Raw genomic sequence first — 26,621 nt, 5'->3', positions numbered from 1 at the left:
TCATGCTTACAAGGCGACAAATCAAATCGGCATGTAACTACACGGAATCCGCCGAAAACGGCATCCACCGATGCCTAACGCATTGAAAATGCGTGACCGACCCCCTGCGAAACCGCGCGCATCCGACCCACAGTTGTCGAACTTCGGTGGCTCGCCCGTATCGACCCGTTGGGCAACCCGCGTGAAAACCGCGCCTTGATCGCCCCCCACCGGACCGAATACGCCGCATCGCCCTCCGGCAGCGTCCAGACGCAATGCAGATGATCCGGCAACACCACCCAGGCGTCGATCCCGAACGGCCGCTCGGCCCGCGTCGCCGCAACCGCCGCCCGCAACCGCCCGACCTCGCGCACCAAGAGGTCGGTCCCCCGCGTGGCGAGCGTCACCGTGAAGAAGATCGTCGCGCCGGGCGCGTGGGGGCGGAGGTATCGCGGCATGCGCCCACCCTGCCGCAGAAAGGTTAGCGGCCGGTAAGCCCACCGACAAACGTCGGTGCCAAATCGGTGCGATATCGGTGCAACGTCGGTGCCCCCCGAACGCCCCGTTAACCCGACCGCGCGGACCCGCGTGAATCGGTGTGCAATCTTCGCCCACCGAAGACACCGCCTCGTGGTCGCTCACCGGCGCGCGGTGGCCGGCAGATCCCTGACCAGCACCCACCCCACCCCCCAACACTGATGCTTGACACATCACTATCCCCGCTTAAACTCGGACCACACGCCCCGCCGCCCGAGTCGCCCGATGATGACCTCCGCCCAGCTTCGTGCCGCCCGTGCCCTGCTTGGCATCGACCAGAAGGGCCTCGCGCAGCTTGCCGGAGTCTCGGTCCCCACCATCCAGCGCATGGAGGCGAGCCCCGGCAACGTGCGTGGCGTGATCGAAAGCCTGACGCGGATCGTCGCGGCGCTCGACCGCGCCGGGGTGGAACTGATCGCCGAGGGCATGGTCAGCGTCGGCGGCGGGCGCGGGGTGCGGCTGAAGCCCGCGGCCGATCCGAACGGGGGCGGCAATGGCGCCGGTTGACGCGGCCGCCCTGCTGGCCGGGGCGCTCCTGTCGCTCGGGCCGGTCGCGCTGATCCTCGGCCCGCGCCGGGCGGAATCGGTCTACGTCGCCGCCGCCCTGCTCTGTGCCCTGACCGCCGCGCTCGGCCTCACCGCGCTGCTCACCGGCACCACCACGACCGACGTTTTGCCGATCGGCCTGCCCTGGCTCGGCGCGCATCTGCGGCTCGACCCGTTGGCGGCCTGCTTCACGCTGCTCCTTGGCCTCGGCGGGGCGGCCGCCAGCCTGTCGGCGATCGGCTACTTCCGCCACGAACCTGAACCGATGCGCGTGCTGCCGTTCTTCCCGGCCTTCCTCGGCGCCATGCTCGCCGTGCTGATCGCCGACGATGCCTTCAGCTTTCTGATGGCGTGGGAGGTGATGTCGCTGCTGTCCTGGGCGCTGGTGATGGTGCACCACCGCGAGGCGGAAACGCGCACGGCAGGCTTTGTCTACCTGATGATGGCCGCCTTCGGCACGATGGCCTTGCTGCTGGCCTTCGGGCTGATGGCGGGGCCTGCGGGCGGCTATGGCTTCGACGCGATCCGCGCCGTGCCGCGCAGCCCGCTGGCCACGGCCGTCATCCTTGGCCTGATGCTGCTGGGGGCCGGGTCGAAGGCGGGTCTTGCGCCACTGCACGTCTGGTTGCCGCTGGCGCACCCTGCCGCCCCCAGCCCGGTGTCGGCGCTGATGAGCGGGGTGATGACCAAGATCGCGCTCTACGCCTTTCTGCGCGTGGTGTTCGATCTGATGGGGCCGTCGGCCTGGTGGGCCAGCCCGCTGGTGATCCTGCTCGGCGCGGGCACCGCCGTGCTGGGCATCCTGCTGGCGATGATCGAGACCGACATGAAACGGGCGCTGGCCTGTTCCACCATCGAGAATATCGGCGTGATCTTCTGTGCCGTCGGCCTGGCGATGGCCTTCCGCGCCGACGGGATGCCCACGGCCGCCGCGCTGGCGCTGTCGGCGGCGCTGTTCCACGCCTTCAACCACATGGCGATGAAAAGCCTGCTGTTCCTCGGCGCGGGTGCCGTGCTGGGCGCCACCGGCACGCGGATGCTGGACCGGATGGGCGGGTTGATCCACCGGATGCCGGTCACCGCCGCGCTGATGCTGCTGGGCGTCACCGCCATCGCGGCACTGCCGCCGCTGAACGGGTTCGCCTCGGAATGGCTGGTGTTCCAGGCCGTGCTGCTCAGCCCCGGCCTGCCGCAGCCCGCGCTGCAGATGCTGGTGCCCGCCGCCGGAGGGATGCTCGCGCTGGCCGCCGCGCTGGCGGCGGCGGCCTTCGTGCGGCTTTACGGCGTCGCCTTCCTCGGCCGCCCGCGCTCCGACGCTGCCGCCAATGCGCACGAGGCCGACCGCCCGACGCTGGTCGCGATGGGTGGGCTTGCCGTGCTGTGCGCCCTGGCCGGGCTGCTGCCGGGGCTGGTGCTGGATGCGCTGGCCCCGGTCAGCGCGCAACTGGCGGGGGCGAGCCTGCCCGCGCAGGCCGGGCAGCCCTGGCTGACGCTGGTGCCTATCGCCGCGGCGCGCAGCACCTACAACGGGCTGCTGGTCGCGGCCTTCATCGCCGTTTCCGGCGGGCTTGCCGCCTACGCCATCCACCGCTTGGCCTCGCGCAGCCTGCGGCGCGCCCCGGCCTGGGATTGCGGCTTCCCGCTGAACGACCCCACCACGCAATACGGTGCGGGCAGCTTCGCGCAGCCTTTGCGCCGCGTCCTTGGCACCCCGCTGCTGGGCGCCCGCGAAACCGTCCTGATGCCGCCGCCCGGCGATCTGTCGCCCGCGCGCCTCACCGTCTTGGTCGGTGACCCGGCGTGGCAGGCGCTTTACGCCCCGCTCGGCCACGGCGTCACGCGGCTTTCGACCTATGCCAACCGCTTCCAGTTCCTGACGATCCGGCGCTACCTCAGCCTCGTTTTCGGCTCGCTGGTCCTTCTTCTGCTGGGGCTGACATTATGGGCCTGATCCTCGCATTGCTGGTGCAAGGCTTGCAGATGGCGCTGGTCATCGCGATCGCCCCTCTGCTCACCGGCCTCGTGCGCAAGGTCAAGGCACGGCTGACCCGGCGGCGCGGGGCCTCGATCCTCCAGCCCTGGCGCGACATCCGGCGGCTCTTGCGCAAGGAGGTCGTGCTGGCGACGAACGCCTCCTGGCTGTTCCGTACCGCGCCCTACCTGATCTTCGCCGCCACCTGGGTCGCTGCCGCGCTGGTGCCGACCTTCGCCACCAACCTGCAGTTCAGCTGGACCGCCGATCTGATCGCCGTCGTCGCCCTGCTGGGCTCCGCCCGTTTCTACCTTGCGCTGGCGGGGATGGATGTCGGCACCGCCTTCGGTGGCATCGGCGCCAGCCGCGAGATGATGATCGCCACCATCGCCGAGCCCGCGATGCTGCTGATCACCTTCTCGCTGGCGCTGGTGGCGGGCTCCACCCAGCTCTCCACCATCGCCGCCGTCATGGCCTCGCCCGCCGTCGGCCTGCGCGTGTCGCTCGGCATGGCGCTGGTGGCGCTGGTCATCGTGGCACTGGCCGAAAATGCGCGCATCCCGGTCGACAACCCCGCCACCCATCTTGAACTGACGATGGTGCACGAGGCGATGGTGCTGGAATACTCCGGCCGCCATCTGGCGATGATCGAGCTGGCGGCCGCCCTGAAGCTCCTTCTTTATCTCTCGCTGATCGCCTGCGTGTTCTTCCCCTGGGGCATCGCCGCCCCCGGCACCGGCCCTGCGGCCCATCTGACCGCTGCCGCGATCTACCTTGGCAAGCTTGCCATCGGCGGCACGGCGCTGGCGATCTTCGAAACCTCGATTGCCAAGATGCGCGTGTTCCGGGTGCCCGACTTCCTCGGCATCGCGCTGATGCTGGGGCTGCTGGGCACGCTTCTCCTGTTTGTGTCGCGGGGGCTCTGATGGCGCATCTTCCGCTTGATATCGCGCATCTTCTGGCTGGCGGGCTGGTGCTTGTCAGCTTCCTGATGATCTATCAGAACCGGCTTTCGGCTTTGCTCGACGTCTTCGCCTTCCATGCCGTCGTGCTGGCCGCCGCCGTCGCCTGGCAGGCGCAGTTGCAGCGCGCGCCCGACCTCTACATCACCGCCGCCATCGCGCTGATCTTCAAGGGCTGGATCATCCCCACCGCACTCGGCCGCATCGTGCGCAACCTCGGCATCCACCGCGAGGTGGAAACGGTGGTGGGCACCGGCCAGACGATGCTGGCGGGCATGGGACTGGTCGCGCTGTCGATCCTCCTGATGATGCGCATCACGGCGGGCGCCGACCCGCTGGCGCGCGAGGATCTGGCCTTCGCGCTGGCGGTGGTGCTGCTGGGCCTCTTGATGATGATCACGCGGCGCAACGCGGTCAGCCAGGTCGTGGGCTTCATGTCGCTCGAGAATGGCCTGATCCTCGCCGCCGCCGGGGCCAAGGGGATGCCGCTGGTGGTGGAAATCTCGGTCGCCTTCTCGATCCTGATCGCCTTCATCGTGATCGGCGTCTTCCTGTTCCGCATTCGCGAGCGGTTCGACACCGTCGATCTGGCCGCGATGGACGACTTCCGGGGTGACCAGAAATGACCCCCATCGCCCTGATCCTGCTGATCCCCGTGGTTGCCGCCGCCGTGCTGGCGGTCCTGCCCGGCTACCGGCTGAGCGCCGCACTCAACATGATCGCCAGCGGCCTGACCTTTCTCGCCGCGCTCGCCCTGCTGGTGCTGCCGCGCCCGGCGCCGACGTCGTTCTTCCTCGTCGACGACCTCAACATCGTCTTCATCGTGCTGAGCACCCTCGTCGGCTTCACCGCCGCCACCTTTTCCGCCAGCTACATCGGGCACGAGATCGAGACCGGCCGCCTGACTCCCCTGACGCTGCGGTTCTACCACGCGATGTATCAGGTGATGATGTTCGGCATGAACATGGCGCTTCTGTCCGACAACATCGGCCTGATGTGGGTGTCGGTGGAACTGGCCACCCTGTCCACCGTGCTGATGGTCGGCCTCTACCGCACGCACGAGGCGCTGGAGGCGGCGTGGAAATACTTCATCCTCGGCTCGGTCGGCATCGCGCTGGCGCTGTTCGGCACCATCCTGGTCTACATGGCCGCGCAGCCGGTGCTGGGTGAGGGTACGCCCGCGATGGTGTGGAGCAAGCTGATCACCCGCGCCGCGGATTTCGACCCCGGAATGCTGAACCTCGCCTTCGTCTTCCTGCTGCTGGGTTACGGCACCAAGGTCGGCCTCGCCCCGCTGCACGCCTGGCTGCCCGATGCCCATGCCGAGGGCCCGACGCCGATTTCCGCCGTGCTGTCCGGCCTTCTCCTCAACGTGGCGCTTTACGCCGTGCTGCGCTTCAAGATGCTGATGGCGGCGAACCCCGCCACCATCCCGGTCGGCCCCCTGATGGTCGCGATGGGCCTTGCCTCGCTGATCTTCGCCGGGCTGATGCTCTACCGCCGCCGCGACATCAAGCGGCTGTTCGCCTATTCCTCGATCGAGCATATGGGCATCATCGTCTTCGCCTTCGGCATGGGCGGCCCGCTCGCCAATTTCGCGGGCCTGCTGCACATGGTCATGCACTCGCTCACCAAGTCGGCGATCTTCTTCTCGGTCGGCCATATCGCGCAGGCCAAGGGCAGCCAGCGCATTGCTGCCATCAAGGGCCTGACCGTCAGCCACCCGGCGCTTGGCTGGGCGCTGGCGCTTGGCGTGCTGGCCATCGCGGGCCTGCCGCCCTTCGGCGTGTTCCTGTCCGAGTTTCTGGTCGTCACCTCCACCTTCGCCCGTGCCCCCGCGCTGGCGATCCTGCTGGTGCTGGGCCTGCTCTTGGCCTTCGGCGCGCTGATCCTGCGGCTGACCGGCTTCCTGTTCGGCGAACCCGAGGGGGATACCACCCCGGTAAAGGCGTCCTTCCTGCCGATCTGGCTGCATATGGGGCTGGTGTTCCTCGCCGGGGTGCATCTGCCGGGCGCGATGGTGGTCTGGTTCCAGGCCGCCGCGCGGTTGTTGGGTTAGGGGGCGCGGATGGACGGCTTCACCCCGATCCCGCCCCAGAGGCTCCGCACCGGCCCGACACCACGCCGCATCGGCAGCCGCGACGCATGGTCTGACGCGACGGCGGCGCTGGCGGCCGGGCACCTGACGCTGCTCGGCCTCTGGGGCGCGCCCGGCGCGGTCCACATGGCCCTGCTGGACGAGGCGACCCGTCATATCGGCCTGCTGACGCTGGAAACGGCAGACACTTTCCCCTCGGTCGCCCGCCACCACGCCCCGGCGCAGCGGCTGGAACGCACGATCACCGACCTTTACGGCCTGCGCCCGGACCGCGCCGCCGACCCGCGGCCCTGGCTCGACCACGGCCGCTGGGGCGTGACCCACCCGCTCGGGCCCGACGGGCCGCAGCAACCGCAAGCGCCCTACACCTTTCTGCCGGTCGAGGGCGACAGCCTGCATCAGGTGCCGGTCGGCCCGGTCCATGCCGGGATCATCGAACCGGGTCATTTCCGCTTTACCGGTCAGGGCGAAACCGTGGTGCGGCTGGAGAAACGGCTGGGCTATACCCACAAGGGCATCGAGGGGCTGATGACCGGCGCAGCCCTCGCCCGCGGCGCCGAACTGGCCGGGCGCACCTCGGGCGACTCGACTGTGGCCTATCAATGGGCCTTCGCCCAGGCGGCAGAGGCCGCGCTGTCCGTTGCCGTCCCGCCCCGCGCCCTGCACATCCGCGCCGTGCTGGCCGAGATGGAGCGTCTCGCCAACCACCTCGGCGACGTCGGCGCGATCTGCAACGATGCCGCCTTCGCGATGATGCTGGCCCAGTGCGGCGCGTTGCGCGAACAGACCCTGCGGGCGACGGCCGCCGCCTTCGGCCACCGCTTCGCGCGCGACGTCATCGCCCCCGGCGGCGTGACGCGCGACCTGACGCCCGCGGGCGCGCAGGCCCTGCGCAGCCTCGTCACCGAGGTCCGCGACCGCCTGCCGCGCCTGATCGCCCTCTACGACGGCACCGCCTCGCTGCAAGACCGCACCGTTTCCACCGGCACCCTCGCCCCCGCCCTCGCCCGCCGCTTTGGCGCAGGGGGCTTTGTCGGCCGCGCCTCGGGCCGTGATTTCGACACCCGCCGCGACCTGCCCTATGCGCCCTATGACAGCCTTGCGTTCACCGTCCCCGCCCGCGACGACGGCGACGTCAACGCCCGCGTCTGGCTCCGCCTGCGCGAGATGGAACAGTCGCTGGCGCTGCTGATCCAACTGCTCGACAGCCTGCCGGACGGGCCGATCCGGGCACCCATCACCGCCACCGGCCCGGCCGAGGGGCTGGGCCTCGTCGAGGGCTTCCGCGGCGACATCCTCGTCTGGCTCGCGCTCGCCCCCGACGGCAGCATCGCCCGCTGCCACCTGCGCGACCCGTCGTGGTTCCAGTGGCCGCTGCTGGAAGCCGTCATCGAGGGCAACATCATCGCCGACTTCCCGCTGTGCAACAAATCCTTCAACTGCTCGTATTCCGGGGTCGACCTCTGATGCGTAAATTCATCCTTCAGGGCCTCACCTCCCGCCCGCTGACCGAACCGGCGCCAATCCCCGGTGACGCCGACATCTCGGAACTCGGCCGCGCGCTGCAATCCCGGCTGCGCCGCCGCCTCGGCCGCAGCCTGTCGATCCGCGCGGTCGACGCGGGCTCCTGCAACGGCTGCGAGCTGGAACTCAACGCCCTCGCCAACCCCTATTACGACCTCGAACGCTTCGGCCTTCACTTCGTCGCCTCGCCCCGCCACGCCGACGTGCTGCTGGTCACCGGCCCCGTCACCCGCAACATGCGCGAGGCGCTGGAGCGGACGCACAATGCCACGCCCGATCCGAAATGGGTCATCGCGGTGGGCGATTGCGCGCGTGACGGCGGCTGCTTCAAGGGCAGTTACGCGATCTGCGGCGGGGTGGCCGCGGTGATCCCCGTCGATCTGCACATCCCCGGCTGCCCGCCGACGCCGACCGCCCTGTTGCAGGGCCTGATCGCGCTGCTGGACTTCACCGCACCTCGCCGCAGTGCAACATGACAATTCAATTGCCATCATAAGCAAAAAACGGAATATATAGGTGAGTCCCCTCCGAAGGGGGCAGAGCACGGCGCGAAGGGCCCCGATGACACCTGCGTTCATCAGTTCCGAGATTTACCGGGCGACCGGCTACCGGGGCAACCACCCGCTGGCCATTGCCCGCATCGGCTCGGTGATGACGCTGGCGGAACAGCTTGGCTGGTTCGGCCCCGCCACGCCCTGTCTCGAAAGCCCGCAGGCCAGCCTCGAAGACATCCTGCGCTTCCACGATCGCGCCTATGTCGGCGCCATGCTGCGCGCCGAGGCGGCGGGCCAGGTGACCGACGAGATGCGCGCCGCCTACAACATCGGTACGCTGGAAAACCCGGTGTTCAAGGGCCTGTTCGAACGCGCCTCCACCTCGGTCGGCGGCTCGATCCTTGCCGCACGCCACGCGCTGACCCATGGCATCGCCTACCACCCGGCCGGCGGCACCCATCACGGGATGCCCGCCCGCGCCAACGGGTTCTGCTTCTTCAACGATCCCGTCTTCGCGATCCTGACCCTGCTCGACGCCGGAAAGACCCGCGTGCTCTACATCGACCTCGACGCCCACCACGGCGACGGGGTCGAGGCGGCCTTTGCCGCTGATCCCCGGGTGATGACGATCTCGGTGCACGAGGAAAACCGCTGGCCCTTCACCGGGCGCCTGGATGACCGCGCCGGAGGCATGGCCCGCAACCTAGCCGTGCCGCGCGAGATGAACGATACCGAATTCGACCACCTGATCGACCATGCCGTGCTGCCCTTGGCGCAAGGCTTCGCGCCCGAGGCCGTGGTGCTGACCTGCGGTGCCGACCCGCTGAAGGGCGATCCGCTCTCGTCACTCGCGCTGTCCAACATCGCGCTGCTGGATGCGGTGATGCGCCTGACGACACTCGCCCCCGCCACCGTCGTGCTGGGCGGCGGCGGCTACAATCCCTGGACGGTCGCGCGGTTCTGGACCGCGCTCTGGGGCCGGATCGCCGGGCACCGGATGCCCGCCCGCCTGCCCCCCGCGTCTGAGGCCTTGCTGCGCGCCCTCGACTGCGATCTGGTCGACGAGGAAGACCGCGCGCCGGACTGGATGACGACGCTGATCGACACGCGCAACGACGGCCCGCTGCGCGACCGCTTCCGGCAGATCGCCGCTGCGGTACTGGCGCCGGAGGCCGAAGTGCAGGCGGCGTGACCCGACACTGTGGGAGGAGCGAGGACGATGACCGGATGGTATGACAGGCTCGGCGCGATCGAGTCGCTGGAGGATGCAACCTTCGACCCCGCACTGGTGGCGGCGATGGAAACGGCGGCCGCCAGCCGCCCGCTGCCGCGCCTGCGCTTTTCCACCCCCACGTTCAAGGAATACGACACCTCGGATGTGAAGGGCTGCGGCAAGAACTCGTTCCCCGCCTTCTCGATCACCGCCGGGGCCTGCGCGCTCGACTGCGACCATTGTCAGGCGAAAATCCTTGAGCCGATGATCCCGGCCACCAAGCCCGAGATGCTGGACCAGAAGGTCCGCGACCTGATCCGCCTGCAAGGCCTGCAGGGCTTCCTGCTGTCGGGCGGCTCGAACCGCAAGAACGAGATTCGCTACGAACGTTTCTACCCGGTGATCGAGGGGCTGAAGCGCGACTTCCCCGATCTGAAGGTCGCCATCCACACCGCCCTGACCGATGAAACGGGCGCCCGGCGGATGGAATCGGCGGGCGTCGATACCGCGATGATGGATGTGATCGGGTCCGACGACACCATCCGGCAGGTCTACCACCTCGACCGCCCGGTGGAGGATTTCGAGGCAACGCTGGCCGCGCTGACCGCCACAAGCATGGAAATCTCGCCCCACATCGTCATCGGCCTGCACTATGGCGAGTTGCGCGGCGAGGAACGCGCGCTGGAGATGGTCGCCCGCTACCCGGTCAACGCGCTGGTGCTGGTGGTGATCATGCCGTTCTATGCGCGCCCCGGCACCTTCAAGACGCCGGAAACCGCCGACGTGGGCCGCATCTTCCTCGACGCGCGCCAGAAGATGGGCGACCGGCAGGTGCTGCTGGGCTGCGCCCGCCCCGCCGGTCTGCACAAGCAGGTGACGGATGCCTACGCCGTGATGGCGGGGCTGGACGGGATCGCCTTCCCGGCCGAGGGCGCGGTGCAGGTGGCCCAAGCCACGGGCCGCGACTGGCATCAGGAACACGCCTGCTGTTCCATCAAGATCGGCGCCAGCCTTGGCAAGGGCGTCGGCCTCAAGCTGCGCTCCTGCGCGGCATGACCGGGGCCTTCGACATCGACGTTCTGGTGGTGGGGCTCGGCCCCGCCGGGGCTGCCGCCGCCGCAGCGGCGGCGCAGGCGGGCGCGCGCGTGCTGGCGCTGGATCGCCGGGTGCAGCCGGGCCTGCCGGTGCAATGCGCCGAGTTCGTGCCGATGATGCTGGGCGTCGATACCGCCGCCGTCGCTGCCGCCCGCGTGCAGGACATCGCCGCGATGGACACCTACGTCCGCGAGGCCGCCGCCGACATCACCCCCGACTTTCGCGGCCACATGATCGACCGCGCCGCCTTTGATGCCGCGCTGGTCGAGGCCGCCCGGCGGGCGGGCGCCGAGTGCCGCTTTGCCACCCTGATCCGCGCCATCGCCGCCGATGGCACCGTGAAGCTCGCCGACGGCACCACCCTGCGCCCCCGCGTTCTGATCGGTGCCGATGGCCCGCGCAGCCTTGTCGGCCGCGCCGTGGGCATGCCCAACACCGACCTGGTGGAAACCCGCCAGATCACGGTTGACCTGCTGGCCCCGCATCAGGCCACCGACATCTTCCTGCGCCCCGAGATCGAGGGCGGCTACGGCTGGCTCTTCCCCAAGGGCAAGCTCTGCAACCTCGGCCTCGGCGTCATTCCGGCCCGCAAGGCGCTGCTGAAACCGCTGCTGTGCGAGCTGCACATGGAGCTGACGGCCGCCCGCCGCGTGGGCCCCCTCATCCACGCCACCACCGGCGGCGCGATCCCGGTGGGCGGCATCGCGGGCCTTGCCGCAACCCTTGGCGCCACCACGGTGATGCTTGCCGGTGATGCCGCGGGCCTTGTCAACCCGGTCACCGGTGCGGGCATCAACCCCGCCGTGCTCTCGGGCCGCATGGCCGGGCGCGCCGCCGCTGCGGCCATTGCGGGCGACGCGAGGGCCGCCGGGGATTATGCGGACGAGGCCGAAGACCTCTTTGGCCCCTCGATCGCCTTGGCGCTGCGCCGCCGCCGTGAAGTGCTCGCGCGCTATGCGGCCGGACAGCAACCCGACGATGCCGCGCTGCGTCGTGCCTGGATCGCCTATTCCGATTACTGGGACCGCACGGCGGCCCCGACACACGACCTATGGGAGGCTAGAGAAACCGCATGACCTGCCTGAAACCGGAAGGCGCGCTGCCCGGCCGCACGGGGACGAATGGCCTCGACTTCAACGCCTACGACCTGATGGAACCGCGCGCGCCCGGAAAGGTGCCCGGTGCGATGCGGAACGGCAAACCGGTGAAGGATGCCAACCTCGCCCCCGACGGGCTTTACCGCCCCGATTACCGGGTGCTGACGCCCAACATGCGCTCACCCGAGTATGTGCAGATGTCCACCGCCGCCGCGATCACGCTGGGGCTGGTCGAGGGCCAGATGCATCGCTGCGCCTGCACGCGCTGCCTGAACCTGCTCTTGACCTACCCCGAGGGCTGCCGCGCCAACTGCGCCTATTGCGGGCTGGCCCGCCACCGCGAGGCCGAACGCAACTACGCCGACCGCAACTTCATCCGCGTCGACTGGCCCGCCGTCTCGATGGATGAAATCGTCGACCGCGTGGCGAAGGACGTTGCCGGAAGCCCGTTCCACCGCATGTGCATCTCGATGATCACCCACCCGAACTCCGACGAGGATACGGTGACGGTGCTGAAGAAATGGACCGACCGCATCGACCCCGACGCGATCCCGATCTCGATCCTGTCGAACCCCACAACGATGACGCGCCATGACGTGCAGACCTTGCGCGACCTCGGCTCCGACATCTTCACCGTCGCGATCGACGCCGCCACGCCGGAACTCTTTGACCGCACCCGCGGCCACGGCGTGCAATCGCCGCACACCTGGGCGAAGTACTGGGAGATCATGCTGGAGGCCCGCGACATCTTCGGCCCCAAAAAGTTCGGCGCCCACATCATCGTCGGCATGGGCGAGACGGAACACGAGGTGATGACCCTCGTCCAGAAGATCGTCGACCTTGGCGGCCACAGCCACATGTTCTGCTTCTTCCCCGAAAAGGGCAGCCTGATGGACCACCTGCCCGCCACCCCGCGCGATCAGTGGCGCCGGGTGCAACTGGCCCGCTACCTCGTCGACTACTGCGGCGTGCGCGTCGATCAGATGAAGTTCGACGATCAGGGCCGTATCGTCGATTTCGGCATGGGCGCTTCCGAACTCGCCCCCATCGTCGACGCGGGCATCGCCTTCCGCACCTCCGGCTGCCCCGGCAAGTTCGCCGATGACATTTCGGCCTGCGACCGCCCCTACGGCGACAGCCCGCCCTCCAACATCGCCAGCTACCCGTTCCCGCTGAAGGGCCCCGACATCCGCAAGGTGCGCAGCCAGCTCAACATGAACCGCCCCGGCGAAAGCTACACGCCGGGCGAAGAGTTCGACGCGTTGTGAAGCCCTTCCGCGTCATCGACACCGGCACCCGGTCCTGCCGCGCGCAGATGGCCTTCGATCAGGCGCTGATCGAGGGCCACAAGACCGGGACCACACCCGACACGGTGCGGTTCCTGACCTTTCCGCCCTCGGTTCTGGTTGGCCGTCATCAGGCGATCAGTCAGGAACTGCACCTCGACGCCTGCCGCGCCGCAGGAGTCGGCATCGGGCGGCGGGTGACCGGCGGCGGCGCGCTTTACCTGGATGAGGGCCAGTTCGGCTGGGAACTGGTGTTCCACCGCAACACGCTGGGGCTTTCCTCGCTGGGCGAGGTCGCGCAGGCGATCTGCGAGGCGGCGGCGGCGGGCCTGTCGCGCCTCGGCATCGCCGCGAACTACCGCCCCCGCAACGATATCGAGGTCGAGGGCCGCAAGATCTCGGGCACCGGCGGCTTTTTCGACGGCGACACGATCTTCTACCAGGGCACCACGCTTTACGACATGGACGGCGCCAAGATGGCGTCGCTTTTGAACATCCCCGCCGCCAAACTGGCCAAGCGCGGGCAGACCAGCGGCGCGCAGCGCGTCGTCACCGTCACCGAGCTTTTCCACGGCGCCCCGCCCCCGGTGGCCGAGGTGAAACAGGCGCTGCTCGACGGTTTCGCCGAACGGCTGGGCATCACGCCGCAGTGGGGCGCGATCACCCAAGCCGAGGAAGCCGCCGCCCGCGCGATCTTCGCCGAGGAGATCGGCACCGACGAGTTCGTCTATGGCATCGACGACCCGACCGGCGCCGACGTGCTGTCGGGCAGCCACACCGCCGCAGGCGGCACCATCGCCGCCCATGTCCGGCTGGAGGGCGCCGCCCGCGACCGCATCCGCGAGATCGTCATCACCGGCGACTTCTTTGTGACCCCGCCCGCCACGATCCTGAACCTCGAAGCTGCGCTGCGCGGGGTCGAGGTCGACGCGATCGACACGGCGGTGGCGGATTTCTTCACCGCCGCCAAGGTCGGCCTGCTGACCGCCACCCCCGCCGACTTCACCGCCGCGATCCGGGCCGCCGTCACCGCCTGACCGCCCGGCCCTGCGCCCGCGCTCCGGGCGTTCGGCGGGGAAACGCTCCACCGGAGCGTTTCCTGTTCCGCCTCACCCCACCGCGGTGCCAAACAGCGCGCCGATGCCCGCCGTGGCCCCCATCGCCGCCGCGCCCCAGATCATCACGCGCAGCACCGCGCGCAGCACCGGCGCGCCGCCCGCCCGCGCCGACAGTGCGCCGAGCACGGCCAGCCCCGCGACCGACGCCGCCGTGACCGACACGATCGCCACGCCCAGCGGCACCAGCGCCGCGACCGACAGCGGCAGCGCCGCCCCGATCGAGAACGAGGTCGCCGAGGCCAGCGCCGCCTGCACGGGTCGTGGCGTGCCGATGTCGGTGATGCCGATCTCGTCGCGCGCATGGGCGCCCAGCGCGTCCTTCACCATCAGCGCCTTGGCGACCTGCAACGCCAGCGCATGGTCCAGCCCCCGGTGCTGGTAGATCGCGGCCAGTTCCTCGGTCTCGCCCACCGGATTGTCGCGCAGCGCCGCGCGTTCCATCGCCAGATCGGCGCGCTCGGTATCGGCCTGCGAACTGACCGAGACATATTCGCCCGCCGCCATCGCCATCGCTCCGGCCGCAAGCCCCGCAACCCCCGCCACAAGGATCGCCGCATGGTCCGGCGTTGCAGCCGCCACGCCCACGATCAGGCTGCCGGTGGACACGATGCCGTCGTTGGCGCCCAGCACCGCCGCGCGCAACCAGCCGGTGCGGTGCGAATTGTGATGTTCGAGGTGCGCCGACAAAGCAACCTCGCCACTGTTGAGGTTGGTCATTTCTGCACGCTCTCCAGGTAATAGGCGATCGACAGGATCACCCCGCGGGTAAACAACACCGTGCCGCCCGGGGTGTCGAGCGCGGCCGACTGCCCGCCCACCAGCGCGCCGAATGCGGGCATCGGCGAGGGGCCGGTGTGCTCTGCGACGCGGTCGCTGCCGTCGATCACGCCGATCACATGCAGCATCGGAAACACCCCCCCGGACCGCGCCGAAAGCGTCGTCAGATCGGCGGGCTTCACCGAGAGTATCCCGGCCTTCGGCCCGTCGCCACGGGCATCAAGGCCGTGGCAATCGGCGCACATCTGCCCGAACGCCACCTGCCCGGGATCGGGTGGGTTGGCGACCGCGGGCATGGCAACGAGGGTGGAAAGGGCAAGGGTCACAAGACGCATCGGGCAATCCTCCGGCTGATCTGCGCCCACGCTCGCACGAGCCGCCGGGCCGCGCGTTGATCCCGCGCAAGCGGCCACGGATGCGAACGTCTGCGGGGCGGAAAATCGGTGCAACGTCGGTGTGGTTTCGGTGTGGTTTCGGTGTCCCGATTTCCCAACACTGTCAGGCCCTTGCGCGGCCTCAGCCCGCGATGCGCCCCGCGTCCAGGTGCACGATGCGGTCCATCCGGGCGGCCAGGCCCGGATTGTGCGTGGCGATCAGCGCCGAAAGCCCGGTGTGGCGCACCAGGTCCATCAGCACCGCGAAGACCTGATCCGAGGTCGCGGGGTCCAGGTTCCCGGTCGGCTCGTCCGCCAGCAGCAGCTTCGGCGCATTCGCCAGCGCGCGGCAGAACGCCACCCGCTGCTGCTCGCCCCCCGACAGCGCCGCCGGGCGGTGATCGGCGCGCGCATCGACCCCGACACGGGCCAGCAGGTCCATCGCCCGCGCGTTCGCGGCCTTGCGCGCCACCCCGTTCGCCAGTTGCGGCAGAACGATATTCTCCAGCGCCGTGAACTCCGGCAGCAGGTGGTGGAACTGGTAGATGAAGCCCACGTCGGCCCGCCGCACCGCCGTTCGCGCCCGGTCGGGCCGCCGCGTCATCTCGACCCCGCCGATCTGCACGCTGCCCGTATCCGGCGTGTCCAGCAGCCCCGCGATGTGCAGCAGCGTCGATTTCCCCGCCCCCGAGGGCGCCACCAGCGCCACCACCTCGCCCGGTTCCAGCCGCAGCGACGCCCCGCGCAGCACGCGCACCTCGCCCGGCCTGCCCGGGTTGTAGGTCTTTTCGATCCCGTCGAGGATCAGCATCGGCTCACTCATAGCGCAGCGCCTCAACCGGGTTCATCCGCGCCGCCCGCCGCGCCGGGAAGATCGTCACCACGAACGAAAGCCCCAGCGACAGCGCCACCGCCCGCACCACGTCGAACCATTCCAGCTTGGCGGGCAGGGTGTAGATACCACGGATGGAGGGATCCCAGACCCCACCCCCCGCCCAGTAGTTGATGAACGAGAAGATCGGGTCGATGTAGATCGCGAACAGACAGCCAAGGATCACCCCCGCCAGCGTCCCGATCAGGCCGGTGGAGGCGCCGCAGATGAAGAACACCCGCAGGATCGAGCCTTCCGTCAGCCCCATCGTGCGCAGGATGCCGATGTCGCGGCCCTTGTTCTTCACCAGCATGATCAGGCCCGACACGATGTTCATCGAGGCAATCAGCACGATCAGCGCGAGGATGACGAACATCACGTTGTCCTCGACCGTCAGCGCGCGCAGGAAACTGCCCGCCGAGTCGCGCCAGCTCCACAGCATCGCATTGTCGCCCGAAGCCGCCAGCAGCGCGGGGGTCAGATCGTCGACCCGCTCGGGGTCGACGGTCATCACGTCGATCTCGTCGGCGGTGCCCTCGCGGTTGAAATAGCTCTGCGCCTCGGCGAAGGGCAGATAGACCCGGATCTGGTCGATGTCCCAGCGGCCGGCGCTGAAGATGTAGACCACGGGATAGGCTTTCACCCGCGGGCTGGTGCCGAAGGCGGTCTTGACCCCGTCGGGCGAGATCAGGCGGATGTGGTCGCCGATCCCCACCCCCAGATCGCGCGCAACGCCGGTGCCGATGGCGATGCCCTGGTCGAAATCGTCGATATTGCCCTGCGCCTGATCGGAATGCGCGATGCGGGGGATGTTCTTCAGATCGGACAGCGCGATGCCGTAGACCTGCACCCCGGCGTTGTGGCTGTCGAAGCTGGCCATCACCTCGCCCTTGATCAGCGGCGCGGCGGTGGTGACGCCGGGGATCGCCTCGATCTTCTTCGTCACCGCCTCGTAGTCGGTCATCGTCCGCACCATGCGCCCGTTGTCGTCGGGGTGCGCGGCGGAATAGACCGTGACATGCGCATTGGCGCCCAGGATCGTATCGACGAACTCGGCCCGGAAGCCCGAGCGCACGGCGAGCGTGGCGATCAGCGCGAACACCGCCAAGGTGATGCCGATCAGGCTGATCCAGGTCATCACCGAAACGCCGCCCTCGGCCCGCCTGGACCGAAGGTAGCGCCAGGCGATCATCCACTCGAAGGCGGCGAAGGGTCGTGTGCGGCCGGTCAAAGCGCTTCCTTTCCCGGTCCAGACCGAATTTTCGCAGAAAATTCAGTGCGGATTTTCGGCGAAAATCCGGGGTTCGTCAGACCCCGGCGTAAATCTCGGCCACCCGGGCCACGGCGGCCTCGGGCGACATTTCCTCGCTTTCGCCGGTGCGGCGCGAGGTCAGTTCGACTTTGCCCGCCGCCAGCCCGCGCGGGCCCACGGTGATGCGCCAAGGCAGGCCGATCAGGTCCATCGTCGCGAACTTCGCCCCCGCCCGCTCATCCCGGTCGTCGTAAAGCGGGTCGAGGCCCCTGGCGATCAGCGCCGCCTCCAGCGCGTCGCAGGCGGCATCGGCCGCCGGGTCGCCCTGCTTGAGGTTGACGATGCCGCAATGGAACGGCGTGACGCCTTCAGGCCAGATGATGCCCTTGTCGTCGTGGCTCGCCTCGATGATCGCGCCAAGAAGCCTCGACACGCCGATCCCGTGCGACCCCATGTGCACCGGCACACGCTCGCCCTTGTCGTTGACCACGAAGGCCTTCATCGGCTCGGAATACTTGGTGCCGAAGTAGAAGATCTGCCCCACCTCGATGCCGCGGCCGACCTTGCGGCGCTCTTCGGGGATGGCGTCGAACATCGCCGCGTCATGGGTCTCGTCGGTGCGCGCGTAGACGCTGGTGAACTCGTCGCAGATCGCCTTGACGGCGGCGCGGTCGTCGTAATCCACCGCGCGGTCACCCAGCTTCAGCTCGGTCACCGCCTGATCGTAGAACACTTCCGACTCGCCAGTTTCGGCGAGCACCAGGAATTCATGGGTATCCTCGCCGCCGATCGGGCCCGAGTCGGCGCGCATCGGGATCGCGGTCAGGCCCATGCGTTCGTAGGTGCGCAGGTAGCTGACCATGTGGCGGTTGTAGGCATGCAGCGCCGCGTCCTTGTCGATGTCGAAGTTGTAGCCGTCCTTCATCAGGAACTCACGGCCGCGCATCACACCAAAGCGGGGCCGCATCTCGTCGCGGAACTTCCACTGGATGTGGTAGAGCGTCAGCGGCAGCGTCTTGTAGCTTTCCACATGCGCGCGGAAGATGTCGGTGATCATCTCCTCGTTCGTCGGCCCGTAAAGCATCTCGCGCTTGTGGCGGTCAGTGATGCGCAGCATCTCTTCGCCGTAATCGTCATAGCGGCCCGACTCGCGCCACAGGTCGGCGGGTTGCAGCGTCGGCATCAAGAGCGGGATGTGACCGGCGCGGATCTGCTCTTCATGCACGATCTGCTCGATCCGCTTCAGCACCTTGAAGCCGAGCGGCAGCCAGGAATAGATGCCCGCCTGCTGCTGCTTGATCATGCCCGCACGGAGCATGTAACGGTGGCTGACGATCTGTGCCTCGGCGGGGTTTTCCTTGAGGACGGGCATGAAGTAACGGGTCAGGCGCATCTGCGGAACCTTTGGGCAGGACGTGGTTGCGCATGACCTATGCGATCCACATCTGTCAGGCAAGCGCAGGGCGCGCTTGCGTGCGCGGGTGTGTTCGGCGATGACAGGCTGCAGGCGCAGCCGGAGCAGAGACATGGGACTTCCCGTCAGGGAACAGGTGAAATACTGGGGCATCACCGCGGCGGTATTTCTGTTTGCGTTGTGGATCCTGGGCTCGGTCATCCTGCCGTTCGTGATCGGCGGCGCGATCGCCTATTTCCTCGACCCCATCGCCGGTCGGCTGGAGCGGTTGGGGCTGAGTCGCATCGTCGCCACGGTGATCATCTCGGTCGCGGCGCTGTTGATCTGTATCCTGCTGGCGGTGCTGGTCATCCCGCTGCTGACCCAGCAGTTGCTGGCCCTGATCAGCGCGGCCCCGCTGATCTTCAGCCAGCTTCAGGCCTTCCTCACCGTGCGGTTCCCGTCGATCCTCGACCAGACCAGCGTGGTGCACCAGACGCTGATCTCGATCGGCGACACGATCAAGGCGCAGGGGGCCGACCTCGCCAACCGACTGATCTCGTCGGCGCTGAGCGTGATCAACGCGGCGCTGTTCATCATCGTCGTGCCGGTGGTGGCGTTCTACCTGCTGCTGGACTGGAGCCGGATGATTGCGCATGTCGACAGCTGGCTGCCGCGCGATTACCGCGACACGATCCGCGGCCTGGGCAACGAGATCGACGACGTCCTGGCAGGCTTCGTGCGCGGCCAGTTGACGGTCTGCGCGATCCTCGGCACCTATTACGCGGTCGGGCTGATGCTGGTCGGGTTGCAGTTCGGGCTGGTGGTCGGTGCCTTCGCCGGGCTGATCACCTTCATCCCCTACCTTGGCGCAATGACCGGCGGTGTGCTGGCCATCGGGCTGGCCCTCTTTCAGTTCTGGGACCAGCCGGGGATGATCGCCGCCGTCGTCGGCGTCTTCGCGCTTGGGCAGTTCATCGAGGGCAACATCCTCAGCCCCGCGCTGGTTGGCCATTCGGTCGGGCTGCATCCGGTGTGGCTGCTGTTCGCGCTGTCGGCGTTCGGCACCATCTTCGGCATCGTCGGGCTCTTGGTCGCGGTGCCAGTGGCGGCCACGATCGGCGTGCTGGCTCGCTTTGGCATCCGGCAATACCTCGACAGCCAGCTTTACAAGGGCCTCTCGGGCAACGACGCGGGCGGGATGTGAAGACACCCGAACAGTTCGCCCTGCCCCTGCCGCAGGCGCGGCCGGCGGCGACCGGGCGCGCGGATTTCTTCGTCTCGGCCGCGAATACCGCCGCACTGGCGGCGGTGGAGGGGTGGCGCGACTGGCCGCAGGGCAAGCTGGTACTCACCGGCCCGGCGGGCGCGGGCAAAAGCCACTTGGCCCGCATCTGGGCCGCCGAGACGGGTGCGGCGCTGCTGCCCGCGGCCGATCTTGCCGCCGCCGACCTGCCCGCACTGGCCGCCCGGACCCGCGTCGCGCTGGACGACGCACAGCGGGTGGCGGGCGATGCGGAGGCCGAGCGGGCGCTGTTTCACCTGCACAACATGCTGGCCGCCTCGGGCGGGCATCTGCTGCTGGCCGCGCCCGAGGCGCCGAACCGCTGGCCCGTGGTGCTGCCCGACCTCGCCAGCCGGTTGCAGGCCGCCCCGGTCGCCCGGCTGGAACGGCCCGATGACGCGCTGCTGTCGGCGGTGCTGGTGAAGCTGTTCGCCGACCGCCAGTTGCACGTCGCCCCGGCGGTGATCGCCTATCTGGCCACCCGGATCGACCGCTCGCTGGCCGCCGCGGCCGAGGTGGTGGAGGCGATCGACCGCCACAGCATGACCGCGCATCGCGAGATCACGCGGGCCTTCGCCGCCGAGGTGCTGGACAGCCTGCCCGAAGCGGGCCAATAATCAGGCGCATTCCCAAATCGCCCGTAACCGCCAATGATCCAAGCCGATTTCCTGAAAGCGCCATTCCCCGCCCCGACCGTGCTGCCGCCGGACGAGACCGCAGGGCCGCACCGGTTCTTCAATCGCGAACTGTCGTGGCTGGCGTTCAACTGGCGCGTGGTGGACGAGGCGCGCAACCCGCGCGTGCCGCTGTTGGAGCGGGTGCGGTTCCTGTCGATCTCGGCCACCAACGTTGATGAGTTCTACACCGTCCGCGTCGCCGGGCTGCGCGAACTGGCGCGCGCGGGCAACTCGATGATTGCCGTCGACGGGCTGACCCCGCGCGACCAACTGGCGATGATCGACCGTGACGCGCGGCGGCTGTTGCAGGCGCAGCAGACGATCTGGAACAAGCTGAAGAAGGAAATGGAGGCGGCGGGCATTAGCCTGCTGACCCGCGCCAAACTGACCCGGCGCGACCAGATCTATCTGGAGAGCTATTTCCTCAATCAGGTCTTTCCGGTGCTGTCGCCGCTGGCGATCGACCCGGCGCACCCGTTTCCCTTCATCCCCAACACCGGCTTCTGTCTGGCGTTGCAGTTGGAGCGGGTCGCCGACAGGCGCCCGTTGCAGGCGCTGCTGCCGATCCCGCAACAGGTGCCGCGCTTCATTGCGCTGCCCGCGACCGGGAGCGACCACCGCTTCCTGCCGCTGGAGGAGCTGTTGCTGCTGCACCTCGGCTCGCTCTTTCCCGGCTACCGCGACATCGGGCATTGCGCCTTCCGCGTGCTGCGCGACAGCGATCTGGAGGTCGAGGACGAGGCCGAAGACCTGGTGCGCGAGTTCGAGGTGGCGCTGAAACGCCGCCGCCGGGGCGAGGTCATCCGCATGACGATCACCGCGGGCGCCCCCGAAGACCTGCGGCGGCTGGTGATGGTTGAACTGGGCGTGACGCCCGACGAGGTGATCGAAATCCGCGGCCTGCTGGGCGTCGCCGACCTCAAGGAACTGGTGCTGGACGCGCGCCGCGATCTGCAATGGCCGTCCTTCACCCCGCGCGTGCCCGAGCGTGTGCAGGACCATGAGGGCGACATGTTCGCGGCGATCCGCCAGAAGGACATGCTGCTGCACCACCCCTACGAGACGTTCGACATGGTGGTGCGGTTCCTCGATCAGGCGGCGCGTGATCCGAACGTGCTGGCGATCAAGCAGACGCTCTACCGCACCTCGCGCGACAGCCCGATCGTGTCGGCGCTGTGCGAGGCGGCCGAGGCGGGCAAATCTGTCACCGCGCTGGTGGAACTGAAGGCGCGCTTCGACGAGGCCGCCAACATCCGCCAGTCGCGGCGGCTGGAACGCGCCGGGGCGCATGTCGTCTACGGCTTCATCCACCTGAAAACCCATGCCAAGATCAGCACGGTGGTGCGGCGTGAGGGCGACCAACTGGTGACCTATACCCACTACGGCACCGGCAACTATCACCCGATCACGGCCCGCATCTATACCGACCTCAGCTTTTTCACCTGCGACCCGGCGCTGGGGCGCGATGCCACCAAGGTCTTCAACTACCTGTCGGGCTATGCGCAGCCCGAGGGGCTGGAAAACCTCGCCATTTCGCCCATCAACCTCAAGTCGCGGCTCCTAGGCCTGATCGCCGCCGAGGCCGACCATGCCCGTTCGGGGCGCCCCGCCGCGATCTGGGCCAAGATGAACTCGCTGACCGACCCCGACGTGATCGACGCGCTCTATGCCGCCAGCGGCGCGGGCGTGAAGATCAACATGGTCATGCGCGGCATCTGCATGTTGCGCCCCGGCATCGCCGGGATGTCGGCCAACATCCGCGTCAAGTCGATCGTCGGCCGGTTCCTTGAACACAGCCGCATCGTCTGCTTCGGCAACGGCCACGGCCTGCCGTCGAAGAAAGCCCGCGTGTTCATCTCGTCCGCCGACTGGATGGAGCGAAATCTGGATCGCCGGGTGGAAACGCTGGTCGAGATCAAGAACGACACCGTGAAGGCGCAGATCGTCAGCCAGATCATGGCGGCAAACCTTGCCGACCGGGCGCAAAGCTTCATCTTGCAACCCGATGGCAGCTACGAACGCGAGGCCGCCCCTGCCGAGGGCCCGTTCTTCTCGTGCCACCGTTTCTTCATGGAAAACCCCTCGCTGTCGGGCCGTGGCAGCGCCGGGGATGCCGATGTCCCGCGCCTTGCCCATGCCGTGGATTGACGCCCCCCGCCGGGCACGCCAAAGTCCGCGCGCCATGACGAAGGACACCCGATGAGCGACTCTGCCGAGCCCGCCCAGGACGAATGGGGCCCCTTCGGCCGCCCGCTGTTCGAAGACCCCTCGGCCCGCGCGCTGTCGCGCATCGGCGTGGTGGATGTCGGCTCCAACTCTGTCCGGCTTGTGGTGTTCGATGGCGCGGCCCGGTCGCCGGCCTATTTCTACAACGAAAAGATCCTCTGCGGCCTCGGCGCCGGACTCGACACCACCGGCCTGCTGAACCCCAGGGGCCGCGAGCGGGCGATGGCTGCGTTGAAGCGGTTCTCGATCCTGGCCGAAGGGATGGGCATCGCCCCGCTGACCGCCGTCGCCACCGCCGCCGTGCGCGAGGCGAAGGACGGGCCGGAGTTTCAGGAGCAGGTGACGCGCGAAACCGGCATGAGGCTCTGGGCGATCGACGGCGCCGAAGAGGCGCGGCTGTCGGCGCAGGGTGTGCTGCTGGGCTGGCCCGAGGCCGAGGGCATCGTGTGCGACATCGGCGGCTCGTCAATGGAACTGGCGGTGATCGGCGACGGGCGCATCGGGCGGCGGCTGACCTCGCCGCTGGGGCCGTTCCGGCTGCAACAGGTGCCGGGCAGCGCCAAGGACCGCAGCAAGCACATCGCGAAGATCGTCAGGCAGCTCAAGACCGATCTCGACGTGCACCACGACAAGATCTACCTCGTCGGCGGCTCGTGGCGCGCCATCGCCCGACTGGACATGGAACGCCGCGGCTATCCGCTGACCGTGCTGCACGAATACCGCATGACGCGCGAACAGGTGCTGGCCACCGTCGACTGGATCACCACCGCCGACCTGACCGAACTGCGCCTGCGCACCGGCACCTCGGCCGAGCGGATGGAACTGGTGCCGCTGGCCGCCGAGGTGCTGGGCCAACTGGTGCGCAGCTTCCGCCCGAAAGAGATCGACGTTTCCTCTTACGGCATCCGCGAGGGGCTTTTGTACGAACACATGCCGCAGCGCCTGCGCCAGCGCGATCCGCTGATCGAGGCCTGCCGGTTCACCGAAGCCGCCAGCGCGCGGCTGCCGGGCTTCGGGCGCAAGCTCTATGATTTCCTGCTGCCGCTGTTCAAGGGCACCCCGCCCGAACGGCTGCGGCTGATCAAGGCCGCCTGCCTGCTGCACGATACCAGTTGGCGCGCCCATCCGGACTACCGAGCCGAGGCCTGTTTCGACAACGCCACCCGTGCCAACCTCGGCGGGCTCGACCATCCGGGGCGGGTGTTCCTCGGCCTCGCCCTGCTGCACCGCTACAAGAACAGCCGCGCGGGATCGCGGCTGGAACCGCTGTTGCAACTGCTGACCGAAGAGCAGATCGCCGATGCCGAGGTGCTGGGCAAGGCGATGCGCTTTGGCGCGATGTTCTCGATCGCCGACCCGGCCGAGGCGGGGGCGCTGCGTTTCTACCCGCGCAAGGGCGTGCTGGAACTGGTGCTGCAGCCCAAGGGCGTCGACCTCTTCGGCGAGGTGTCGCGCGCCCGCTTCGCCTCGCTCGCGGCGGCGCTGCATGTGACGACGCTGATCACGGTGGCGAAAGCCTGAAGCGTGTCCGGCTCGGACCGAAGCGTATCCGGCATGTCGCAGGTGGTTTTCGCATTTTGTTGGGCGGAAGGCGTCAAGCAGGGGGCCGACCCGTCGCCACGAGGTTTCGATCGTGCGCTCGTCGGCCTTGCGGAACAGCGCCTTGAGTTTGGCGAAGACCATCTCGACGGGGGTGAGGTCCGGGCTGCAGGGCGGCAGGAACAGCAGATGCGCTCCGGCGTTCCGAATGCGTTGGCGGGCGGGCAGGCCTGTGGCTGCCCAGGTTGTCGGCGATGACAATGTCACCGGGCGCCAGCGTCGGGGCGAGGCTTTGGCCAACCCAGGCGGTGAAAGCATCCCCGTTGATCGGCCCGTCGAGGAGGAAGGGCGCGACGATGCGGCCGTGGCGCAGGCCCGCCAGGAATGTCAGGGTTTTGCAGTGCCCGTGCGGGAGGTGGGCGGTGAGCCTTGTGCCGCGCGGGCTCCAGCCGCGGGTCCGGGTCATCTGGGTCTTGATCCGGGTTTCGTCGATGAAGATCAGACGTCCGGGATCAAGCCGGTGCTGATGCGCCCGCCAGCGCACGCGCCACGAAACGCAAGACCGTATCGTGCGCCACATGCAGGCCGCGCGCAGCCAGTTCCGCCGTCCGCGCCCGCACAGGACGGCGGTGCCCGCCGATCCTGCCGGGAACCTGCCCGCGCCCCGCTCGCTGCCGCTGACCGATCCGCACACCAGCGGCCACAGAAACCCCGAACCGCTTCGCTGCCGCCCGAACTGTCTCCCCCTCACCCAACGCCGCCGCAATCCGCACCCTGAGATCAATGGAAAGTGGTAACACCATGCCATCCGCCACCATCCGGCAGGCATGGTGACTCACACCACATCAATCCGGGGAATCCGGATTCAGATTCAATCAGACGCTTCTACAACCCGAGACGACGCCATTCGAAGCTGGGCGACCTCAGCCCCATGGAGTTCGAGGCCCGCGCCAGGTTAGCTTGACGTGCTGTCCACAAAACCGGCAGCGGGGCGGATTCGAGTTTCAAAGGCAACGTTTGATCTGAAGGCCGCGCGTTCATCGGCCATCGCGTGGTGACTACCTCCGTGGGGCCTCCGGGCCGAGGAGTTCAGCCGCGACCGCGGCGGCAACCTCCCGTGTCGTGGCCGAGCCTCCAAGGTCCGGCGTGTGCCACGCGGGGTTTGCGGTGACGGTCTCGATGGCCGCCATCAGCCTGGTGGCGGCGGCGGTTTCGCCCAAGTGGTCGAGCATCATCGACGCCGACCAGAACGTGCCCACCGGGTTCGCGATGCCCTTGCCGGTTATGTCGAAGGCCGAGCCATGGATCGGCTCGAACATTGAGGGGGCGCGACGCGTGGGGTCCAGGTTCGCCGTGGGCGCGATGCCGATCGACCCGGCCAGCGCCGCCGCAAGGTCCGACAGGATGTCGGCGTGCAGGTTCGTGGCCACGATCGTATCGAGCGAGCGCGGGTTCAGCGTCATCCGAACGGTCATCGCGTCGACCAGCATCTTGTCCCAGGTCACCTGCGGGAAATCGTGTGAGACCTCGGCCGCGATCTCGTCCCAAAGGACGAGGCCGTGCCGCTGCGCGTTCGACTTGGTGACCACGGTCAGCAACTTTCGCGGCCGTGCCGCCGCAAGACCGAAGGCAAAGCGCATGATGCGCTCGACTCCGACCCGGGTGAAGATCGCGGTTTCGGTCGCGACTTCGTGCGACTGGCCGCGGTGGCTGCGCCCGCCATGCCCCGAATATTCGCCCTCGGAATTCTCGCGCACGATGACCCAGTCGAGGTCGCCCGGCCTTACCCCGGCCAGAGGGCTGCGGATGCCGGGCAGGATGCGCGTCGGGCGCACGTTGGCGAACTGGTCCAGCGTCTGGCAGATTGCCAGTCGCAGGGCGCAGAGCGTGATGTGATCGGGCACATCGGGCGCCCCAACGGCGCCGAACAGGATCGCGTCAAAGGCCCGCAGCTGGTCGGGACCGTCCGCGGGCATCAGTGCCCCGGTGCGGCGGTAGCAGTCGGTGCCCCAGTCGAACTGCGTCACGTCAAGGCGGAAGGCATTGGTCTGGCGGCTCAGCGCCTCCAGCACGTCAAGCGCGGCATCGACCACTTCGGGGCCAATGCCGTCACCAGGGATCGCGGCGATGCGGTGGGTGCGCATGGGTGGTCAGCCTTTCAGCCACGTCCGGAACGCCTCGGCGTAGTCCGGGTGCCAGCGCGACAGCGGCGGGCGGTTTTCCACGATGTCACCGGCGGCCCAGAGGATGCGTTTCTCGTCGGTCGCGCGGTCCACGTCGTTGTCGGGGCACAGGATGTAGAAATC

At 68.5% G+C, this 26,621-nt stretch carries 23 protein-coding genes and 1 pseudogene; 16 read left to right on the top strand and 8 right to left on the bottom strand.

Annotated elements, in window-relative coordinates; genetic code table 11:
• Window positions 1-74: 74 nt before the first annotated feature.
• Window positions 75-437, bottom strand: a complete 363-nt coding sequence (locus AC11WY_RS16025) for an REP-associated tyrosine transposase (RefSeq protein WP_482927317.1) — start codon at window positions 435-437, stop codon at window positions 75-77.
• 304 nt (window positions 438-741) lie between these two features.
• On the opposite strand from AC11WY_RS16025, the gene AC11WY_RS16020 reads away from it, so the two are divergent.
• From AC11WY_RS16020 to AC11WY_RS15965, 12 genes are all read left to right on the top strand, one after another.
• Window positions 742-1,023, top strand: coding sequence for a helix-turn-helix domain-containing protein (locus tag AC11WY_RS16020; protein WP_482927315.1), 282 nt, complete (start codon window positions 742-744; stop codon window positions 1,021-1,023).
• The gene (gene hyfB, locus AC11WY_RS16015; RefSeq protein ID WP_482927313.1) at window positions 1,010-3,013 is read left to right on the top strand and encodes a hydrogenase 4 subunit B; all 2,004 of its coding nucleotides are present in this window, start codon (window positions 1,010-1,012) and stop codon (window positions 3,011-3,013) included. The genes AC11WY_RS16020 and hyfB overlap by 14 nt, the downstream gene beginning before the upstream one ends.
• The gene (locus AC11WY_RS16010; protein ID WP_482927311.1) at window positions 3,004-3,960 is read left to right on the top strand and encodes a respiratory chain complex I subunit 1 family protein; all 957 of its coding nucleotides are present in this window, start codon (window positions 3,004-3,006) and stop codon (window positions 3,958-3,960) included. The genes hyfB and AC11WY_RS16010 overlap by 10 nt, the downstream gene beginning before the upstream one ends.
• On the top strand, window positions 3,960-4,622 hold the full coding sequence (locus AC11WY_RS16005) for a hydrogenase-4 component E (RefSeq protein WP_482927309.1): 663 nt from the start codon (window positions 3,960-3,962) through the stop codon (window positions 4,620-4,622). The genes AC11WY_RS16010 and AC11WY_RS16005 overlap by 1 nt, the downstream gene beginning before the upstream one ends.
• A complete protein-coding gene (locus AC11WY_RS16000; protein WP_482927307.1) occupies window positions 4,619-6,055 on the top strand; it encodes a hydrogenase 4 subunit F in 1,437 nt (478 codons plus the stop codon). The genes AC11WY_RS16005 and AC11WY_RS16000 overlap by 4 nt, the downstream gene beginning before the upstream one ends.
• A 9-nt stretch (window positions 6,056-6,064) precedes the next feature.
• Complete coding sequence (locus tag AC11WY_RS15995) at window positions 6,065-7,561, top strand: hydrogenase large subunit (RefSeq protein ID WP_482927305.1); 1,497 nt, start codon at window positions 6,065-6,067, stop codon at window positions 7,559-7,561.
• Window positions 7,561-8,094, top strand: coding sequence for an NADH-quinone oxidoreductase subunit B family protein (locus AC11WY_RS15990; protein WP_482927303.1), 534 nt, complete (start codon window positions 7,561-7,563; stop codon window positions 8,092-8,094). Before AC11WY_RS15995 ends, AC11WY_RS15990 begins: the two co-directional genes overlap by 1 nt.
• An 85-nt stretch (window positions 8,095-8,179) precedes the next feature.
• Window positions 8,180-9,304, top strand: coding sequence for an acetoin utilization protein AcuC (locus AC11WY_RS15985; protein ID WP_482927301.1), 1,125 nt, complete (start codon window positions 8,180-8,182; stop codon window positions 9,302-9,304).
• A gap of 27 nt (window positions 9,305-9,331) precedes the next feature.
• Window positions 9,332-10,381 (top strand): radical SAM protein, encoded by a 1,050-nt coding sequence (locus tag AC11WY_RS15980; RefSeq protein WP_482927299.1) that lies wholly within the window; start codon window positions 9,332-9,334, stop codon window positions 10,379-10,381.
• Window positions 10,378-11,496, top strand: a complete 1,119-nt coding sequence (locus tag AC11WY_RS15975) for a geranylgeranyl reductase family protein (protein WP_482927297.1) — start codon at window positions 10,378-10,380, stop codon at window positions 11,494-11,496. The genes AC11WY_RS15980 and AC11WY_RS15975 overlap by 4 nt, the downstream gene beginning before the upstream one ends.
• A complete protein-coding gene (locus tag AC11WY_RS15970) occupies window positions 11,493-12,785 on the top strand; it encodes a radical SAM protein (RefSeq protein WP_482927295.1) in 1,293 nt (430 codons plus the stop codon). Before AC11WY_RS15975 ends, AC11WY_RS15970 begins: the two co-directional genes overlap by 4 nt.
• On the top strand, window positions 12,782-13,840 hold the full coding sequence (locus AC11WY_RS15965) for a lipoyl protein ligase domain-containing protein (RefSeq protein ID WP_482927293.1): 1,059 nt from the start codon (window positions 12,782-12,784) through the stop codon (window positions 13,838-13,840). The genes AC11WY_RS15970 and AC11WY_RS15965 overlap by 4 nt, the downstream gene beginning before the upstream one ends.
• 72 nt (window positions 13,841-13,912) lie before the next feature.
• On the opposite strand, the gene AC11WY_RS15960 is transcribed toward AC11WY_RS15965, so the two are convergent.
• From AC11WY_RS15960 to proS, 5 genes are all read right to left on the bottom strand, one after another.
• Window positions 13,913-14,638 (bottom strand): VIT1/CCC1 transporter family protein, encoded by a 726-nt coding sequence (locus AC11WY_RS15960; protein WP_482927291.1) that lies wholly within the window; start codon window positions 14,636-14,638, stop codon window positions 13,913-13,915.
• A complete protein-coding gene (locus AC11WY_RS15955; protein ID WP_482927289.1) occupies window positions 14,635-15,033 on the bottom strand; it encodes a cytochrome c in 399 nt (132 codons plus the stop codon). Before AC11WY_RS15955 ends, AC11WY_RS15960 begins: the two co-directional genes overlap by 4 nt.
• Before the next feature lie 181 nt (window positions 15,034-15,214).
• On the bottom strand, window positions 15,215-15,895 hold the full coding sequence (locus tag AC11WY_RS15950; protein ID WP_482927287.1) for an ABC transporter ATP-binding protein: 681 nt from the start codon (window positions 15,893-15,895) through the stop codon (window positions 15,215-15,217).
• On the bottom strand, window positions 15,888-17,174 hold the full coding sequence (locus tag AC11WY_RS15945) for a lipoprotein-releasing ABC transporter permease subunit (RefSeq protein WP_482927285.1): 1,287 nt from the start codon (window positions 17,172-17,174) through the stop codon (window positions 15,888-15,890). The genes AC11WY_RS15950 and AC11WY_RS15945 overlap by 8 nt, the downstream gene beginning before the upstream one ends.
• A gap of 76 nt (window positions 17,175-17,250) precedes the next feature.
• On the bottom strand, window positions 17,251-18,588 hold the full coding sequence (gene proS, locus AC11WY_RS15940) for a proline--tRNA ligase (protein WP_482927283.1): 1,338 nt from the start codon (window positions 18,586-18,588) through the stop codon (window positions 17,251-17,253).
• Between the two features lie 133 nt (window positions 18,589-18,721).
• On the opposite strand from proS, the gene AC11WY_RS15935 reads away from it, so the two are divergent.
• Genes AC11WY_RS15935 through AC11WY_RS15920 form a run of 4 tightly spaced genes read left to right on the top strand, consistent with a single transcriptional unit; the run spans window position 18,722 to window position 24,297 of the window.
• Window positions 18,722-19,795, top strand: a complete 1,074-nt coding sequence (locus AC11WY_RS15935) for an AI-2E family transporter (protein ID WP_482927281.1) — start codon at window positions 18,722-18,724, stop codon at window positions 19,793-19,795.
• Window positions 19,792-20,490, top strand: coding sequence for an HdaA/DnaA family protein (locus AC11WY_RS15930; RefSeq protein ID WP_482927279.1), 699 nt, complete (start codon window positions 19,792-19,794; stop codon window positions 20,488-20,490). The genes AC11WY_RS15935 and AC11WY_RS15930 overlap by 4 nt, the downstream gene beginning before the upstream one ends.
• 33 nt (window positions 20,491-20,523) lie before the next feature.
• Window positions 20,524-22,698, top strand: coding sequence for an RNA degradosome polyphosphate kinase (locus tag AC11WY_RS15925; protein WP_482927277.1), 2,175 nt, complete (start codon window positions 20,524-20,526; stop codon window positions 22,696-22,698).
• A 51-nt stretch (window positions 22,699-22,749) separates the two neighbouring features.
• Window positions 22,750-24,297, top strand: a complete 1,548-nt coding sequence (locus tag AC11WY_RS15920) for a Ppx/GppA family phosphatase (protein WP_482927275.1) — start codon at window positions 22,750-22,752, stop codon at window positions 24,295-24,297.
• A gap of 9 nt (window positions 24,298-24,306) precedes the next feature.
• On the opposite strand, the pseudogene AC11WY_RS15915 reads toward AC11WY_RS15920, so the two are convergent.
• Together AC11WY_RS15915 and AC11WY_RS15910 are read right to left on the bottom strand one after the other, a co-directional pair.
• A pseudogene (locus AC11WY_RS15915) lies at window positions 24,307-25,118 on the bottom strand (IS630 family transposase); the annotation flags it as partial.
• A 255-nt stretch (window positions 25,119-25,373) separates the two neighbouring features.
• Window positions 25,374-26,459, bottom strand: coding sequence for a tartrate dehydrogenase (locus AC11WY_RS15910; RefSeq protein WP_482927273.1), 1,086 nt, complete (start codon window positions 26,457-26,459; stop codon window positions 25,374-25,376).
• Window positions 26,460-26,621 lie beyond the last annotated feature (162 nt).

The organism is Solirhodobacter sp. (genome assembly GCF_964715405.1).
The sequence above is the reverse complement of the archived record's forward strand: the minus strand, read 5'-3'. Positions and strand labels throughout refer to the sequence as shown.

What these genes read in the sequence shown, in the direction of transcription:
- AC11WY_RS16025 (WP_482927317.1), bottom strand. Translation starts at nt 437, where the DNA reads ATGCCGCGATACCTCCGCCCCCACGCGCCCGGCGCGACGATCTTCTTC.
- AC11WY_RS16020 (WP_482927315.1), top strand. Translation starts at nt 742, where the DNA reads ATGATGACCTCCGCCCAGCTTCGTGCCGCCCGTGCCCTGCTTGGCATC.
- hyfB (WP_482927313.1), top strand. Translation starts at nt 1,010, where the DNA reads ATGGCGCCGGTTGACGCGGCCGCCCTGCTGGCCGGGGCGCTCCTGTCG.
- AC11WY_RS16010 (WP_482927311.1), top strand. Translation starts at nt 3,004, where the DNA reads ATGGGCCTGATCCTCGCATTGCTGGTGCAAGGCTTGCAGATGGCGCTG.
- AC11WY_RS16005 (WP_482927309.1), top strand. Translation starts at nt 3,960, where the DNA reads ATGGCGCATCTTCCGCTTGATATCGCGCATCTTCTGGCTGGCGGGCTG.
- AC11WY_RS16000 (WP_482927307.1), top strand. Translation starts at nt 4,619, where the DNA reads ATGACCCCCATCGCCCTGATCCTGCTGATCCCCGTGGTTGCCGCCGCC.
- AC11WY_RS15995 (WP_482927305.1), top strand. Translation starts at nt 6,065, where the DNA reads ATGGACGGCTTCACCCCGATCCCGCCCCAGAGGCTCCGCACCGGCCCG.
- AC11WY_RS15990 (WP_482927303.1), top strand. Translation starts at nt 7,561, where the DNA reads ATGCGTAAATTCATCCTTCAGGGCCTCACCTCCCGCCCGCTGACCGAA.
- AC11WY_RS15985 (WP_482927301.1), top strand. Translation starts at nt 8,180, where the DNA reads ATGACACCTGCGTTCATCAGTTCCGAGATTTACCGGGCGACCGGCTAC.
- AC11WY_RS15980 (WP_482927299.1), top strand. Translation starts at nt 9,332, where the DNA reads ATGACCGGATGGTATGACAGGCTCGGCGCGATCGAGTCGCTGGAGGAT.
- AC11WY_RS15975 (WP_482927297.1), top strand. Translation starts at nt 10,378, where the DNA reads ATGACCGGGGCCTTCGACATCGACGTTCTGGTGGTGGGGCTCGGCCCC.
- AC11WY_RS15970 (WP_482927295.1), top strand. Translation starts at nt 11,493, where the DNA reads ATGACCTGCCTGAAACCGGAAGGCGCGCTGCCCGGCCGCACGGGGACG.
- AC11WY_RS15960 (WP_482927291.1), bottom strand. Translation starts at nt 14,638, where the DNA reads ATGACCAACCTCAACAGTGGCGAGGTTGCTTTGTCGGCGCACCTCGAA.
- AC11WY_RS15955 (WP_482927289.1), bottom strand. Translation starts at nt 15,033, where the DNA reads ATGCGTCTTGTGACCCTTGCCCTTTCCACCCTCGTTGCCATGCCCGCG.
- AC11WY_RS15950 (WP_482927287.1), bottom strand. Translation starts at nt 15,895, where the DNA reads ATGAGTGAGCCGATGCTGATCCTCGACGGGATCGAAAAGACCTACAAC.
- proS (WP_482927283.1), bottom strand. Translation starts at nt 18,588, where the DNA reads ATGCGCCTGACCCGTTACTTCATGCCCGTCCTCAAGGAAAACCCCGCC.
- AC11WY_RS15935 (WP_482927281.1), top strand. Translation starts at nt 18,722, where the DNA reads ATGGGACTTCCCGTCAGGGAACAGGTGAAATACTGGGGCATCACCGCG.
- AC11WY_RS15925 (WP_482927277.1), top strand. Translation starts at nt 20,524, where the DNA reads ATGATCCAAGCCGATTTCCTGAAAGCGCCATTCCCCGCCCCGACCGTG.
- AC11WY_RS15920 (WP_482927275.1), top strand. Translation starts at nt 22,750, where the DNA reads ATGAGCGACTCTGCCGAGCCCGCCCAGGACGAATGGGGCCCCTTCGGC.
- AC11WY_RS15910 (WP_482927273.1), bottom strand. Translation starts at nt 26,459, where the DNA reads ATGCGCACCCACCGCATCGCCGCGATCCCTGGTGACGGCATTGGCCCC.